This is a genomic window from Burkholderia sp. HI2761 (assembly GCF_002223355.1).
Taxonomy (GTDB): Bacteria; Pseudomonadota; Gammaproteobacteria; order Burkholderiales; family Burkholderiaceae; genus Burkholderia.
This window is the reverse complement of sequence record NZ_NKFN01000002.1, coordinates 1-13,367: the sequence shown is the minus strand read 5'-3', so window position 1 is coordinate 13,367 and position 13,367 is coordinate 1. Positions and strand designations below refer to the sequence as shown.

The window sequence follows — 13,367 nt, the reverse complement described above, 5'->3', positions numbered from 1 at the left end:
AAAAAGGGAATTTTTCGGCACGAAACCGGCGATCGGATCGAATACGCCGGTGCATGGGGAAGCGAACCGCCCTCACCTGCGGCGCGAGCGGTTCGCGGCAGCGCGCGTCACGCGCGGATATCGTCGACGCTGCGCAGCCAGTGCACGCTGAACAGGTTGTCCGCGTCGGTCCACACGGTATCGGGTTCGAACCCGGCGCGGCGCGCGATCGCATGGAAGCCGTCGATCGTGAACTTGTGCGAGTTCTCCGTGTGGATGCGCTCGCCGGCTTCGAAGCTGAACGCGTGGCCGCGCACGTGCACGGTCTGCGCGACGTCGCTGACGAGATGCATCTCGATGCGCTGCCGCTCGCGGTCGTAGAACGCGCAGTGCGAGAACGCATCGACGTCGAAATCCGCGCCGAGTTCGGCGTTCGCGCGCACCAGCAGGTTCAGGTTGAACTGCGCGGTCACGCCCTGCGCGTCGTTGTACGCGTGATGCAGCGTGCGCTCGTTCTTCACGAGATCCGCGCCGACCAGCAGGCCGCCGCCGCGCAGCAGCCGCGCCGCGTCGCGCAGGAACGTGTCGGCCTCTTCCGGCGAGAAGTTGCCGATCGTCGAACCGGGAAAGAAACCGATGCGCCGCCGCGGCGTTGCGGTCAGCTCGGCCAGTTGCTCGGCCTTCGTGTAGTCCGCCGCGAGCGGCGCGACGTCGAGCCACGGATAGGCCGAGCGCAGCCGCGCGGCCGCGACGTGCAGGTAGTCGGCGGAGATGTCGACCGGCACGTAGCGCGCCGGCGCGTTCGCGTAGTTGCCCGCGAACGCGTCGAGCAGCACGCGGATCTTCTCGAGCGAACCCGCGCCGAATTCGACGATGTCCGCATGCGGGCCGACGCGCCGCACGATCTCGGCCGCGCGGTCGCGCAGGATGCCGAGCTCGGTGCGCGTCGGGTAGTACTCCGGCAGTTCGCAAATGCGGTCGAACAGCGCGGAGCCGGCCGCATCGTAGAAGTATTTCGGCGAAATGCTGCGCGGCGTGCGCGACAGTCCGTCGATCAGGTCGCGCTCGAACGCGCTCGGCCGCGCATCGCGGGCGGGTTGCAGGCCACCGCTCGTGGCCGTCAGGTCAGACGTCTCGCGCAAGTCGCACTCCCGTGAATTGCCAGCGTGCCGCCGGCGGAAAGAAATTGCGGTACGTCGGCCGCTCGTGCCCGGGCGGCGTCGCGATGCTGCTGCCGCGCAGGACCTGCTGGCCGACCATGAACTTGCCGTTGTATTCGGCCGCCACACCCGCGAGCGGCCGAAAACCCGGATACGGCTCGTAGGACGAACGCGTCCACTGCCATACATGCCCGAGCATCTGGCGGATGCCGTCGGCCGCGAATGCGGTTTCCCATTCGAATTCGGTCGGCAGCCGCGCGCCGGCCCATTCCGCATACGCGGCCGCCTCGTAGAAGCTCACGTGGCACACCGGCGCGTCAGGCGCGAGCGGTTCGACGCCGTGCAGGCCGAAGGTGCGCCGCACGCGCGTGGCGGCCGCATCGTCGTCGTCCGGCATCCAGTACGCGGGCCCTTGCCACCCTTCCCGCTGCACCGTGGCCCAGCCGTCGGACAGCCAGAATTCGGGACGCGTGTAGCCGCCGTCCGCGACGAACGCCGCGAATTCCGCGTTCGTCACGAGGCGGTTCGCGATCTCGTACGGCCGCACGAGCGCCGTGTGACGCGGCCGTTCGTTGTCGAACGAGAACGTGTCGCCCTCGTGGCCGATCTCGACGAGCCCGCCCGGCTGGGGCAGCCAGCGCAGCGGGCCGGCGTCGCCCGCGGCGAGCGCGCATTCGGTCTCGGCGCCGGTGCGGGGCCGGAATGCCGGCCGCAACGGGTTGCACGAGAACGCATGCAGCATGTCGGTGACGATCAACTCCTGGTGCTGCTGCTCGTGATGCAGGCCGAGCACCAGCTCGGGCGCGATCGCATCGAGCCGCGCCGCATCGGCTTCGGCCAGCGTGCGCAGCATCGCGTCGTCGACGTGTTGCCGGTACGCATGCACCTCGTCGAGCGACGGACGCGTGAGCAGCCCGCGCTGCGGTCGCGGATGGCGCGGGCCGAGCGCTTCGTAATAGGAATTGAAGAGGAACTGGAATGCGTCGTCGAACGGCGCGTAGCCGGGCACGCGGCGCATCAGCACGACGGTTTCGAAGAACCAGGTCGTATGCGCGAGGTGCCATTTCGTCGGGCTCGCGTCGGGCATCGACTGCACGGCCTGGTCTTCGGCGGACAGCGTCGCGGTCAACGCGAGGCTGTGGGCGCGCACGTCCTGGTAACGGCGCTGAAGCTGTGATGCAAGGAGGCTCATCGGTTTACCGTTCACGTCGCGATTCGCTGCGTTGCGTTGCCGGAAAAGGGAAAGCCTTGCGCTGGGGTGCGCGCGGCTGACGTGCGATCTGCTGCTGCGTCGTCGGGCAGCCGGCGCGCGCGCCGGGCCGCGGATGCGGCTTCACTTCATCTGCCCGTGCAGAACAGTATGGTCCAGAAATGTGAACGTCGCGAATCGGATTTCGGATGAAACAAAGGCGAAAGAAAAATGAAAGCATTCTCGATGGGGGCGTCGCGCGTGTAACGAACCGCCGGCGCCCGTTGTGTGGCCGGGTTTGGCCGATGGTGCAATACACGTGCCCGCGATGGCGCACTGCTGACGTCCGGTGACAACCGCACGGCGTGCGTGAAAGGTCGATGGCGCGCGTTCGGCGGAGGAACGGCGCCCTGCGCCCCATTCGTACCTCGATATAGCATCCTTTGGCGCGCTGCTCAACGGCTCCGCCCTTCGCGTGCCGCTGCCCGCTTCGACGGTTCCGAAAATTTTTTTGCATCGATGTCACACACGCGGGGGGCTCGCTCGTCATATCAGCGGAACCCACACGAAAGGAGAAGCCACCATGACTGCGAAACTCAATCCGTTTGCCGCCGCCCCCGCGCTGATGAAGAACTGGATGACCGTGTCGGTCGCCGCCGCCGGGAGCCTCGAACCGACGCTGATCGAGCTGGTCAAGATCCGCGCGTCGCAGATCAATGCGTGCGCGAACTGCATTAACATGCACACCGCCGAGGCGCGCGAACAAGGCGAGACCGAGCAGCGCATCTACCTGCTGTCCGCGTGGCGCGAAGCGCCCTGCTACACCGACCGCGAACGCGCGGCGCTCGGCTGGACCGAGGCGCTCACGCGGCTGTCGGAGGGCCACGCCGCGCACGACGCGGCCTATGCGGCGCTGAACGACCATTTCAGCGAGGAGGAACAGGTGAAACTCGCGGTGATGATCAACGTGATCAACGGCTGGAACCGGCTCGCCGTCGGCTTCGGGCTGTGGGTCGACCCGGCCGAAGCGAAGGCCGCCGCCGCGAAGATGGTGGCCTGATGTCGAACCTCGACCCGGGCAACGGCAGCGCCGACGAACGCGCCGACGCGGCGGCGAGCTTCGATCCGCTGCGCCGCACGCTGATCCGCGTCGCGTACCGGATGCTCGGTTCCGTCGCGGATGCCGAGGACATGGTGCAGGAGGCGTTCATCCGCTGGATGGACGTCGACCGCAGCGACGTGCGCGTGCCGGAGGCGTTCCTGCGCCGCATGGTGATGCGCATGTGCCTCGACCAGTTGAAGTCCGCGCGGCACCAGCGCGAGACCTATATCGGCCCGTGGCTGCCCGAGCCGGTCGTCGAGGAAGACCAGCAGGACGACGTCACGCTGCCGCTGCTGCTCGCGCTCGAACGGCTCTCGCCGCTCGAACGCGCGGCGTTCCTGCTGCACGATGTGTTCGGCCTCGAATTCGACGAAGTCGCCGCGACGATCCAGCGCGATCCGGCCGCGTGCCGGCAGCTCGCCGCGCGGGCACGCACGCACGTGCGCGAGGCGCGGCCGCGTTTTCATGTCGAGACGCAGCGCGGGATCGAACTGGCCGAAGCGTTCTTCGCGGCGTCACGCAGCGGCGACATGCGCGCGCTCGGCGCGATGCTCGCCGAGGACGTGAGCCTGCATTCGGACGGCGGCGGCAAGCGTACTGCGGCGGGCAAGCCGGTGTTCGGCTTCGAACTCGTGATGCGGGTGCACGCGTACCTGGCCGAGCTGTTCGCGACGCATGCGTCGAAGCTCGTGCGGGCCGGGTTCATCAACGGGCTGCCGGGTTTCGTCACGCTGGAAGCAGACGGCGAGCTGCAGACGACTGCGCTCGAGATCGACGACGGGAAGATCGTCGCGATCTATGTCGTGCGTAATCCTGACAAATTGAAGCATCTGCATTGAGGGCGGCACGGGCATACGCCGTATGCGATATGCCGATGCATGCCGACGGCGCCGTCCGCCCGCTTCTTTCCGCCCTGCGTCAATGCTCGCCGGCTACCACGATCAGTACATCGCGCCTCCGTGGCCCATCATGAACATCAGTACGCCGAGCAGCGGCGTCGCGACGGCGAAACCGGCCGCCGCCAGCCAGTTCGTGCCGCCTTGCGCCTCGAGCAGCGCGAGAAACGATTCGCGGGACGTCGCGGTCGGGCGCAGTTTTTCGATCCTGCGTGCGATGTGCGTCCTGTAGAGGCCGTTCCCGTACCAGCCGAGCGATACCGCGATCGCAATCGTGGCCGGGTCGAGCACGCTCGATTCGAAGTATCCGGGGAAGTACAGCAACTCGACCATCGTGATGCCGAGCGTGACGGCAAGCACGGCGGCCGCCTGCCAGTACATGCATCGATACGCCAACCAGACCGGGCCCAGGACGCACGCGGCCCAGTTCCACGACTGCCGGCTCTTGCGCGATTCGGCGATCGCCCACTTTCGTTGGTACCAGGCGGCTTTCGTGCCGACGTAAGCGGCGATTTCGTCATTGCTTGCGGACGATTCGGCGGTCGTGACCTCGGACATGATGTGTGCTCTCGGCTGCGCGGATCGCGCGTCGTTGTTCTGATGGGTGGAAATCGGGCGACGGGCGAAGCCGCCGCGTCGATGCGCACACGATTCTACGCGCCGTGCGGCGGCAGTTGTGTGGCGGATCGGATGGTCGATGACGATGCGATGCCGGGCCGTGTATCACGCAACGCATCGGGGCTTCATGCGTTGTTTCGGACCGGAAAAGAAAAACGCCACGCGAAGTTGCCGCGTGGCGTTCGTATGTTTGGCGAGCCGCGTTGCCTGTAGGCAAGTTGTGCTGCCGGACCCCTTCATTTTGTTCGTTGGTAGGCTCGATTGGATTCGAACCAACGACCCCCACCATGTCAAGGTGGTGCTCTAACCAACTGAGCTACGAGCCTAAGAAGCCGCGAATTATAGAGAGGGTTTTGGGGGAGCACAAGCCCCTTCGTGAAAATTTTTTGAAACGGCCGCACGAGGGCTGACGATTGATGTTGCGTGGCGATGCCGCCAGCGTCGACTTCATCTGTTCGCATCACAGCAAAACGCGTCGATGTGCTGTGGTGTTATCCACATTGCCCTCTGGATAACCGTCCGGGAAGTCTCTGGATTCACAGTGGAACGATTGAGGATATGTCGGCGCAGTCGTGGATCGACGAAAAGTTGTTCTGTGCTGCCGATCGTTGTTCACGTCGCGCGCCCACGGTTATGCATTTCGCTTCGCGCTGAGAATTCAGTACGTTACGGAGGTTATCCACTGTGAGGCACAGCGCTTGTTAACTACCACTACGTATATATACGAACCCTGTTAACACCTTTGGATAAGCACAGTCCGTCGACTGTGATCCGCTCAAGATATGCACTGCGTGCAGCGGCCGGATGAACGAAGCGGAACGCTGTGAAGCGCATCGAGCGATGCGTGAGCCGTCATGTCTGTAGAATCGCCGGCATCCAGGATGCAAACCCCGACGGGCAGGCTCACGGCACATGACCGATTCTTCGTTGACCCGGCTTGACGCGCTCGATATCGACTACGGTGTTTCTGTCGATCGGGACGCGCAACTTTCCGACGAAGACATCGCGGCGATCGCTGGATGGCTCGCCACGGGGGGGAGCCGGGTGAACTGACAGGCACAGGTGTCCATGACCGATTCTTTGACTGCGCTGCAGCGCTGGTAACAATCTCACTGCGATGGCGTGTGGGAACACGCGCACGGCATCGAGAGCGTCACGAGTCGGACTGGGTATCGGTTCGCGCCACCCGCGCCGAATTTGCCGGCTACGGTGGCCCGGGCAATTTGCCGGAGCTGCTGGCGCTTACAGTCGAATGGATTGACTCGGACGATCGCGACGCATGACGGTCGATTTCGAACTTTGAGCCGTCGATGACGATAAAGGACGCGATGAAACCGAAGCAGGACAAGGGCGCCACGAGCGCTGACCGCAACCGGAGCCGCTAATGGGGCCGATTGTCTGTCATCGGCACGGATTCGATAACGGGATCACGACGTCGACGGGCATTGCCGCGCGCATCCGGCAGCGCGGGCAGTTCTTGTCCGGCGAACTCGTGAAGGTTTCGCTCGACCGGCCGAAATACAGCCGTGAAATGTGGATGCGGCGTGCCGAACTCGACGAACACGAGGTCGATGCGACTTTCATCGACAACGTTGCGCACGTGAAGGCGTTTCCGAAGATTGCGGCGCTGGAGCGTTTGCGCGTCCATCTGTGTTCGGCATGCCTCGACGAACTGCTCGTGCGCTCCGGCGAGACACCGCATAAGCCGACGACGAAGGAACAGGCGTTCGATACGTCCGTTGTCGCGGCGAATGCGAAATGGCCTTCGGATCATGCGCGATGCGAGCTTCACGGACTGATCCTGCCGACGCGGGCATCGCCGGATATCGAAACGGCGATCCTGTCGATCGACGTGCTCCGCGACGATTGCCATGTCGTTCAGGTGACGAATGGCAGCATGAAGCACGAACCGAAGCACTGGTTCGACGAAGCATTTCTGCGCAAGGTGCTCGGGCCGGATATCGACATCGTTGAATCGACGTTCCGCATCGACGATCGGGCGACGTTCGTGAGGCTGTGGGACGCCGGTGAGCGTGTGTGTCCGGTATGCCTGCGGGAGGTGTTGAAGCGCAGCGGCCTGGACCGCGACGACACGCCGACATGAGCGCGACGGAGCAATCGTGACGGACATGATCGTGCAGTACGACATGACTGGCGACGCCACCCGGCGCAAGATTTTCTGGCTGCTTCAACGCGTGACGAGCCTGTCGCTCTGGACGCGCAAGCGCGAGGCGTTCGCGCGATTCGCGAACGCGTATGAGCATGCGGTGAACACGTGGCCCGACGACGATCCGGAGCCGCTCCATCCCGGCCATCTGCCGATCATCACCGAAATGCTCGCGGCCTACGATCGCGGGCTGATCGAACTCGCCCGAGGAAACCGGCTCGTGTGGCTGCGCCGCGGGCCGCTGCAGCACGCGTCGAGCCGGTATGACCATTTGAACGCGTATTTCTTCCCGCATCCCGATTACTGGGACCGCGGTGCGCAAGTTGCCCCGTATCCGCCGAAGATCGACACGCTGGCCCGGTTGCTGCACGCATCGGAATACCAGATGGAGCATGCACCGTTCGAGCCGGGATATACCGACCTCGCGCATCTAGGCTCGGCGGCGCTGCTGCTGTCTCCGAATGCGTATGAGCACAATTTCTACACGCTTCCGTACCCTGTGTTTCCGGAAGCGTTGCCCGAGGTGCCGGAAGCCGTGGGCCCGGTGATCAGGTCTGGCGAGAAGGTGCCTTGCGACGGTATCTGGGAGCCCGTCGCAGTCGAGCAATTGAAGTGGCTGGGCATCGTGCCGGTCGGCGCGCGCAGTATGCGCAACGCTGGTTGCTTCAATTATTTAGTGCGAGGTGTTCGTGCGCCGTACTTCAGGAACCATGACACGGGATGGAACATCCGCGTGCGCTGGCAATTGCTATGGGAGGACCGGCGGTATACGGATGGCATCGTTCCCGACGAATCGCAGTATTTCCTCGAGTCACCACAGGCGTTGCACGCAGACCAGGCCCAGACCCGGTGATATTCGGAGAACACGATGAGCACGTTGAATTGCGGCACGATCGACCGGTGTTCGGTCACGCTCAACACCGCGACGTTGCTGGGCCTGAAGGCTGCCTACGAAGACTTTGCGACGACCGAGCAGGATCTGCGCAACTTCGAGATCTGCATCACGGATAAAAGGGCATCCACGGTGGCTCCGGGGCCCGACGACGATGTCATTACCGTCATGTTCGTGGCGAAGCTGATTCCGGGTATGCGCACGCTGGGCAACGCAAACCGGCTCGGGAAGTCAATTCACTATGTCATCGCGCCGGAAACCGGCGAGATTCTCGGGATATTCGGGACGAAGTGATCTGGAGCGCGGCGGTGTGTGGATAACCGGCGCACGAAACAGATCGGAACACTGTGCGCTCGATCGGTGAGCGGTGATGCGAATCATGCAGATACATCTTCTTTCCCCATGCTAGAACGTCGCACTTCGCAGGGATTTTCCATGTCGATCACGTCTTCGGTCATCTGGTGGACCTTCTGCATCGCGGCCGTTGCGACCGCCGCAACGGCATTCGCGGCAGTCGACGCGCCCGCATCGGTCCGGCTCTCGAACGGACGTGAACTGCAGCAATACGAAAAGCGGTTGGTCGAGGTCGACGCCGGGCGTCACCGCACGAGCGCGGTACGGCTGCCGGTCGCCCTGCGTCGGGCCGTCGCGTCTGCGTCGAGCATCGGCTTCCCGTCGGCGAGTTCGAGAACCATCGACGGCAAGGAGTTCGTGCTGATCGTCGTGAACCAGTCGTCGAGTCGCAACCCGATGGGCTATTGCGGCGCGGGCGAGGAAAGTACGCTGTACGTCCTGCAGATCAATGGCGACGCGGCGGCGTCGAGCTATGCAATGCCGGTGCAGAGCTGTCTGGATAGCGTGTCGCTCGACACCGACGGGGATAATCGATCGCCTTACCTGGCGATCGAATGGATCGACGATCCCATGGGCTTCAAGGTCTCGTGGACCAACATCGACGATGCAGGTCCAGCAACACGTGAGTATCGCTACGACGGTCGTGCGTTCGTGGAGCGCAAGAGATAGGCGTATGTGGACAACCGGCGCACGATCCAGTTGAAACCCTGTGCATCCGACCGGTGAGCATCCCCGTTTCGATGGGCTCGTTGGCCTGAATGCATTGCTCGGCAAGGCTTTGCCGACAATGAAAGAGGGCAACGAACGAATCGCCGGTGACGTCCGGGAGTCGAATGCCTTGTGGATATCGTCCACTCGAGGCCACTCGAAACCCTGTGTACTCGACGGGTGAGCGCAGTCGAACCTGGCAAAGATGGCCGATCAGTCACCCCGGTTGTGGATATCGACGCCCAAAACAACCCGAAACGCTGTGCATTCGAGCGGTGAGCGTGCACCCGTTAGGCCGGCCAAGCCGCGCCACAAAGGCGCTGGCGGCCACCACCAACCGCCAACCGGGCGCGCATCCTACCACTCAAGTCTGCTGATCGAGCGCCTGCACGACTGCCTTCTCGCCAAGACTCCCCGCCGGCCCGACCACCGCATAGTTGAGCCCGTTCACCGACCCATACCGCGCGAGCAGCGCGCCATCCACGCGTTGCCCGCTCGGCAGCAGCCGATGTTCCGATTCCGCCGGCCGCAGATAGAAGCTCAGCGTCCGTCCTGCCTCGTCCTCATAGAGCACCATCGCAGCAGTAGCCCCGCTGTCCGTCGTGAACAACCGCCCGCCGACCGGCGTGAACCCCGCCGAGCTCAAATCCGGCAGCTTCGCCGACGCCCCGACGCGCCTGGTGAGCCACCCCTGCAAATCGCCCGCACCGTTCGGCCGATAGTCGACCTTGGCCGTCCGATCGACCACCATCATCCGGTAAGCCTCGACCGCATCGCTCATCGGCGCGACGGGCGGCGGTGCGTTCCAGCCGCGCGCCTGCCATCCGCCGAACGTCCCGAGCCCGACGCAGAACACGAACGAAGCCGCCATTGCGAACCGCATGCGCGCGCGCTCCGCCCGCCGGCCACGAATCGCCGCCGGATCCAGCGCGGGGTTGTCCGCCGGCATCCGCACGCTCTCCAGCGCGGCCCGCAACCGCTGCGCGTCCTGCTGCCATTGCTTCACCTGTTCGGCACGCGCCGGATGCAGCGCGAGATAGCGCTCGACCGCGGCACGCGCATCATCGTCGAGCTGGCCGTCGACATAGGCCTGAAGGTCGTGTTCGTTCGGAGGCATGTTCATTTCTTCATCAGCCGCAAGGAGGGAGCGGGAAGTTCGCCGTCGCCGAGCTGGCGCAGCGCTTGGCGCGCGCGGGACAGCCGCGACATCACGGTGCCGATCGGCACGTCGAGCAGGTCCGCGACTTCCTGGTAGGTGAAGCCTTCGACCGCGACGAGCAGCAGCAGGCTGCGCTGTTCGTCGGGGAGCCGGCCGAATGCTTCGAGCGTCGCGCGCGCGGCGAATTCGCGTTCGGCGGACGGCCAGTGCGCTTCGTCGTCGTCGCGGATGCGGCCGAGCAACCACGCGTAGCGCTTCGCGCTGCGTTTGCCGTCGAGAAACTGCCGGTACAGGATCGTGAAGAGCCAGCTGCGCAGCGACGCGTCGTCGCGACGGCTCGCCCAGCGCGACAGCGCGCGCTCGAGCGTCGACTGGACGAGGTCGTCGGCCGCGTGGACGTCGCGCGCCAGCCAGAGCGCGAAGCGCCGCAGCCTCGGGATGAGTTCGCGCAATGCTTCGTCGTCGAGGGCGGTGGAGGGCATGGCCGGGCCGGTTGCCGAAAGGGTCGTGGATGCCGCGTAGGACGCCGGTCGGCACCGATTATTCCCTCCAGCATACGAAAAAACTTTTCGTGGAATAAAGCGGCGCGGGCGGCGTCCTACGCGCGTTCGACAATGATCTGACGATCGGGAGCGCATTCATGAAGCAATCTTCCTCTTCTTCGCCGCAGCGCGAGCCCGGGCGCGCCTGGTGGCGCTGGGCCGTGATCGGCGGCGCGGTGGCCGGCGTGGCCGCGGCGTTCGGCTATGCCGGCGGGTGGCTCGCGCCGGCGCGCCTGACCCCGCACCGGCTCGTCGACGCGCTGCAGACCAACAGCGGCGTCCATCCCGGCTTCCGGCGCAATCACGCGAAGGGCGTGTGCGTGACCGGCTACTTCGAAGGCAACGGCGCCGCGAGCGCGTATTCGGTCGCGCCGTTCTTCAAGGCGGTGCGCACGCCGGTGGTCGGGCGCTTCGCGTTGCCCGGCGGGAATCCGTACGCGCCCGACAGCAGCGTGCCGATCCGCAGCCTCGCGCTGAAGCTCACCGCGCCGGACGGTGAGCAATGGCGGACCGGGATGAATGCGATGCCGGTGTTTCCGGTGGCGACGCCGCAGGCGTTCTATCAGCAGACGCTCGCGACCCGGCCCGATCCGAAGACGGGCAAGCCGGACCCGGCGAAGGTGAAGGCGTTTTTCAGCGCGCATCCGGAGGCGGGCGCCTTCCTGCAATGGGTGAAGGGTGCGAAACCGAGCGCGAGTTACGTCACCGAAAGCTATTACGGGTTGAACGCGTTCTACTTCGTCGACGCGGCCGGCAAGCGCCAGGCGGTGCGGTGGCGCGTCGTGCCGGAGCAGACGGCCGGCGCCGGCGATGTCGCGACGGCCGCGGATCCGAACGTGCTGCAGCAGGACGTGACGCAGCGCATCGCGGCCGGCGCGCAGAAGTGGAAGTTGCTGGTCACGCTGGCGGAGCCCGGCGACCCGGTGGACGACGCGACGAAGATCTGGCCCGCGCAGCGCACGACGATCGATGCGGGAACGCTCGTGCTCGATCGCGTGGAGGCGCAGGACAGCGGCCCGTGCCGCGACGTGAATTACGACCCGACGGTGCTGCCGCAGGGAATCCAGGTGTCGGGCGATCCGTTGCTGGCGGCGCGCTCGGCCGCGTATGCGGATTCGTATCTGCGTCGCACGAGTGAAGAGGCCGGCGTGGCGGGCGTGGCGCGATTGAGTGGGGAGGGACGATGATGAAGGCTTCGACGACGTTTAGCTTGCCGGCGCGGGTGCTGCATTGGGTGATGGCCGCGATGATCCTCGCGATGCTGTTCATCGGGGTGGGGATGGTGGCGTCGGTTTCCGCGCGGCACGAGATCCTGGTGGCGATTCACAAGCCGCTGGGTGTGGCGGTGCTGGTGCTGGTGTGTGTACGGATCGTGGTGCGGATGCTGTCGAAGCCGCCGGCGTTGCCCGACGATTTGCCGGGGTGGCAGAAGGTGGCCGCGCACGGGTCGCATCTCGTGCTGTATGCGCTGATGGTGGCGATGCCGCTGATCGGGTGGGCGATGCTGTCCGCGGGCGGATATCCGGTGACGCTGGGCGGCGGAGTGCAGCTCCCGGCGCTGGTGTCGGCTGATCCGGTGACGTTTGCGTGGCTCAGGGTCGCCCATCGGGTGCTGGCGTATCTGTTCTTCCTGACGTTCCTCGCGCACTTTGCCGCGGCGCTGTATCACGGGCTGATTCGGCGGGACGGCGTGGTGAGGGCGATGGTGGGGGGGTAATCGACGGAAGATTGCGTTCGATACGGCGGGGCTGTTCAAGGGCGGCCGAGGCCGCGCTGCCGTGTCGCCTATATATGAGCACTTGGAAGGCTCAGCGGTCCCCGGCACGGCTCGTCAAAAATATTTCACAAAGGGGGTTGCGGAGACCGGGGCAGATGCATAGAATCACGCCTCTTTCGCGCTAACGGAAACGCGGCGCGGGGGAAGAAGGGAAGCGGTGCTGTTGAAGTCGGTTTTATCGATTCCAGTGCACACGAAATTAAACCGCAGTCGTCGCAACGAAGTAGTTAAAAAAGTTGTTGACGAGTTTTAAAAAACGGTTAATAATCTCGCTTCTCTGCTGCTGAAAACGCAGCGCTGCTGGGAAACTTCAGGTTTCTCGCAGAAATGCTCTTTAAAAATTAACAGCCGATAAGTGTGGGCGCTTGATGGAAGCGAGCTGATCCTCGGATCAGAAAGCGAAAGTATCAAGAGTCTCACACTAAAGTAAGTCAGGTTTATGAAGTGATTCATATTCCTGTCAGCTTTGAGTGAGCGACCGGTTCTACGGAACCGAAAACAGTAACAGGTTTGAACTGAAGAGTTTGATCCTGGCTCAGATTGAACGCTGGCGGCATGCCTTACACATGCAAGTCGAACGGCAGCACGGGTGCTTGCACCTGGTGGCGAGTGGCGAACGGGTGAGTAATACATCGGAACATGTCCTGTAGTGGGGGATAGCCCGGCGAAAGCCGGATTAATACCGCATACGATCCATGGATGAAAGCGGGGGACCTTCGGGCCTCGCGCTATAGGGTTGGCCGATGGCTGATTAGCTAGTTGGTGGGGTAAAGGCCTACCAAGGCGACGATCAGTAGCTGGTCTGAGAGGACGACCAGCCACAC

At 64.4% G+C, this 13,367-nt stretch carries 15 protein-coding genes, 1 tRNA gene and 1 rRNA gene; 10 read left to right on the top strand and 7 right to left on the bottom strand.

Annotation, left to right across the window (positions count from 1 at the left end; translation table 11 throughout):
- Window positions 1-107: 107 nt before the first annotated feature.
- The gene (gene egtD / locus CFB46_RS04230) at window positions 108-1,121 is read right to left on the bottom strand and encodes an L-histidine N(alpha)-methyltransferase (RefSeq protein ID WP_089499351.1); all 1,014 of its coding nucleotides are present in this window, start codon (window positions 1,119-1,121) and stop codon (window positions 108-110) included.
- Window positions 1,105-2,331: an ergothioneine biosynthesis protein EgtB gene (gene egtB, locus CFB46_RS04225; protein ID WP_089499350.1), complete on the bottom strand. Its 1,227-nt coding sequence runs from the start codon at window positions 2,329-2,331 to the stop codon at window positions 1,105-1,107. Before egtB ends, egtD begins: the two co-directional genes overlap by 17 nt.
- 580 nt (window positions 2,332-2,911) lie before the next feature.
- Between egtB and CFB46_RS04220 the strand changes: the two genes are divergently transcribed.
- Both CFB46_RS04220 and CFB46_RS04215 read left to right on the top strand, forming a co-directional pair.
- The gene (locus CFB46_RS04220; protein WP_089499349.1) at window positions 2,912-3,388 is read left to right on the top strand and encodes a carboxymuconolactone decarboxylase family protein; all 477 of its coding nucleotides are present in this window, start codon (window positions 2,912-2,914) and stop codon (window positions 3,386-3,388) included.
- Entirely contained in the window at window positions 3,388-4,269 is an 882-nt protein-coding gene (locus CFB46_RS04215) for a sigma-70 family RNA polymerase sigma factor (RefSeq protein WP_089499348.1), read from the top strand. Before CFB46_RS04220 ends, CFB46_RS04215 begins: the two co-directional genes overlap by 1 nt.
- A gap of 102 nt (window positions 4,270-4,371) precedes the next feature.
- On the opposite strand, the gene CFB46_RS04210 is transcribed toward CFB46_RS04215, so the two are convergent.
- Window positions 4,372-4,884, bottom strand: a complete 513-nt coding sequence (locus CFB46_RS04210) for a DUF2628 domain-containing protein (RefSeq protein WP_089499347.1) — start codon at window positions 4,882-4,884, stop codon at window positions 4,372-4,374.
- Window positions 4,885-5,193: 309 nt separating this feature from the next.
- Window positions 5,194-5,270 (bottom strand) — tRNA-Val (locus CFB46_RS04205).
- 586 nt (window positions 5,271-5,856) lie between these two features.
- Here CFB46_RS04205 and CFB46_RS36305 point away from each other — a divergent pair.
- A complete protein-coding gene (locus CFB46_RS36305) occupies window positions 5,857-5,997 on the top strand; it encodes a hypothetical protein (protein ID WP_227789693.1) in 141 nt (46 codons plus the stop codon).
- A 328-nt stretch (window positions 5,998-6,325) separates the two neighbouring features.
- On the opposite strand, the gene CFB46_RS35080 is transcribed toward CFB46_RS36305, so the two are convergent.
- Complete coding sequence (locus CFB46_RS35080) at window positions 6,326-6,544, bottom strand: hypothetical protein (protein ID WP_143751584.1); 219 nt, start codon at window positions 6,542-6,544, stop codon at window positions 6,326-6,328.
- Here CFB46_RS35080 and CFB46_RS04200 point away from each other — a divergent pair, their 5' ends adjacent.
- The 4 genes from CFB46_RS04200 (at window position 6,545) to CFB46_RS04185 (ending at window position 9,026) form a co-directional block, all read left to right on the top strand.
- On the top strand, window positions 6,545-7,048 hold the full coding sequence (locus tag CFB46_RS04200; protein WP_143751583.1) for a hypothetical protein: 504 nt from the start codon (window positions 6,545-6,547) through the stop codon (window positions 7,046-7,048).
- A gap of 16 nt (window positions 7,049-7,064) precedes the next feature.
- The gene (locus tag CFB46_RS04195) at window positions 7,065-7,964 is read left to right on the top strand and encodes an Imm72 family immunity protein (protein ID WP_089499345.1); all 900 of its coding nucleotides are present in this window, start codon (window positions 7,065-7,067) and stop codon (window positions 7,962-7,964) included.
- A gap of 15 nt (window positions 7,965-7,979) precedes the next feature.
- Window positions 7,980-8,297: a hypothetical protein gene (locus CFB46_RS04190; protein WP_089499344.1), complete on the top strand. Its 318-nt coding sequence runs from the start codon at window positions 7,980-7,982 to the stop codon at window positions 8,295-8,297.
- Between the two features lie 141 nt (window positions 8,298-8,438).
- Window positions 8,439-9,026: a hypothetical protein gene (locus CFB46_RS04185; protein WP_089499343.1), complete on the top strand. Its 588-nt coding sequence runs from the start codon at window positions 8,439-8,441 to the stop codon at window positions 9,024-9,026.
- Window positions 9,027-9,429: 403 nt separating this feature from the next.
- On the opposite strand, the gene CFB46_RS04175 is transcribed toward CFB46_RS04185, so the two are convergent.
- On the bottom strand, window positions 9,430-10,188 hold the full coding sequence (locus CFB46_RS04175) for an anti-sigma factor family protein (protein ID WP_089499341.1): 759 nt from the start codon (window positions 10,186-10,188) through the stop codon (window positions 9,430-9,432).
- A complete protein-coding gene (locus tag CFB46_RS04170) occupies window positions 10,185-10,706 on the bottom strand; it encodes a sigma-70 family RNA polymerase sigma factor (RefSeq protein ID WP_089499340.1) in 522 nt (173 codons plus the stop codon). Before CFB46_RS04170 ends, CFB46_RS04175 begins: the two co-directional genes overlap by 4 nt.
- Before the next feature lie 158 nt (window positions 10,707-10,864).
- Here CFB46_RS04170 and CFB46_RS04165 point away from each other — a divergent pair, with 158 nt between their 5' ends.
- From CFB46_RS04165 to CFB46_RS04150, 3 genes are all read left to right on the top strand, one after another.
- Entirely contained in the window at window positions 10,865-11,953 is a 1,089-nt protein-coding gene (locus CFB46_RS04165; RefSeq protein ID WP_089499339.1) for a catalase family peroxidase, read from the top strand.
- Window positions 11,950-12,483: a cytochrome b gene (locus tag CFB46_RS04160; RefSeq protein ID WP_089499338.1), complete on the top strand. Its 534-nt coding sequence runs from the start codon at window positions 11,950-11,952 to the stop codon at window positions 12,481-12,483. Before CFB46_RS04165 ends, CFB46_RS04160 begins: the two co-directional genes overlap by 4 nt.
- Window positions 12,484-13,055: 572 nt before the next feature.
- Window positions 13,056-13,367, top strand: a 16S ribosomal RNA gene (locus tag CFB46_RS04150); the annotation flags it as partial.

Excerpts from the sequence above, each read along its gene's own strand:
- CFB46_RS04160 (WP_089499338.1), top strand. The coding sequence starts at position 11,950 with ATGATGAAGGCTTCGACGACGTTTAGCTTGCCGGCGCGGGTGCTGCAT.
- CFB46_RS04185 (WP_089499343.1), top strand. The coding sequence starts at position 8,439 with ATGTCGATCACGTCTTCGGTCATCTGGTGGACCTTCTGCATCGCGGCC.
- CFB46_RS04165 (WP_089499339.1), top strand. The coding sequence starts at position 10,865 with ATGAAGCAATCTTCCTCTTCTTCGCCGCAGCGCGAGCCCGGGCGCGCC.
- CFB46_RS04175 (WP_089499341.1), bottom strand. The coding sequence starts at position 10,188 with ATGAACATGCCTCCGAACGAACACGACCTTCAGGCCTATGTCGACGGC.
- CFB46_RS04215 (WP_089499348.1), top strand. The coding sequence starts at position 3,388 with ATGTCGAACCTCGACCCGGGCAACGGCAGCGCCGACGAACGCGCCGAC.
- CFB46_RS04170 (WP_089499340.1), bottom strand. The coding sequence starts at position 10,706 with ATGCCCTCCACCGCCCTCGACGACGAAGCATTGCGCGAACTCATCCCG.
- CFB46_RS04210 (WP_089499347.1), bottom strand. The coding sequence starts at position 4,884 with ATGTCCGAGGTCACGACCGCCGAATCGTCCGCAAGCAATGACGAAATC.
- egtB (WP_089499350.1), bottom strand. The coding sequence starts at position 2,331 with ATGAGCCTCCTTGCATCACAGCTTCAGCGCCGTTACCAGGACGTGCGC.
- CFB46_RS04190 (WP_089499344.1), top strand. The coding sequence starts at position 7,980 with ATGAGCACGTTGAATTGCGGCACGATCGACCGGTGTTCGGTCACGCTC.
- CFB46_RS04220 (WP_089499349.1), top strand. The coding sequence starts at position 2,912 with ATGACTGCGAAACTCAATCCGTTTGCCGCCGCCCCCGCGCTGATGAAG.
- CFB46_RS36305 (WP_227789693.1), top strand. The coding sequence starts at position 5,857 with ATGACCGATTCTTCGTTGACCCGGCTTGACGCGCTCGATATCGACTAC.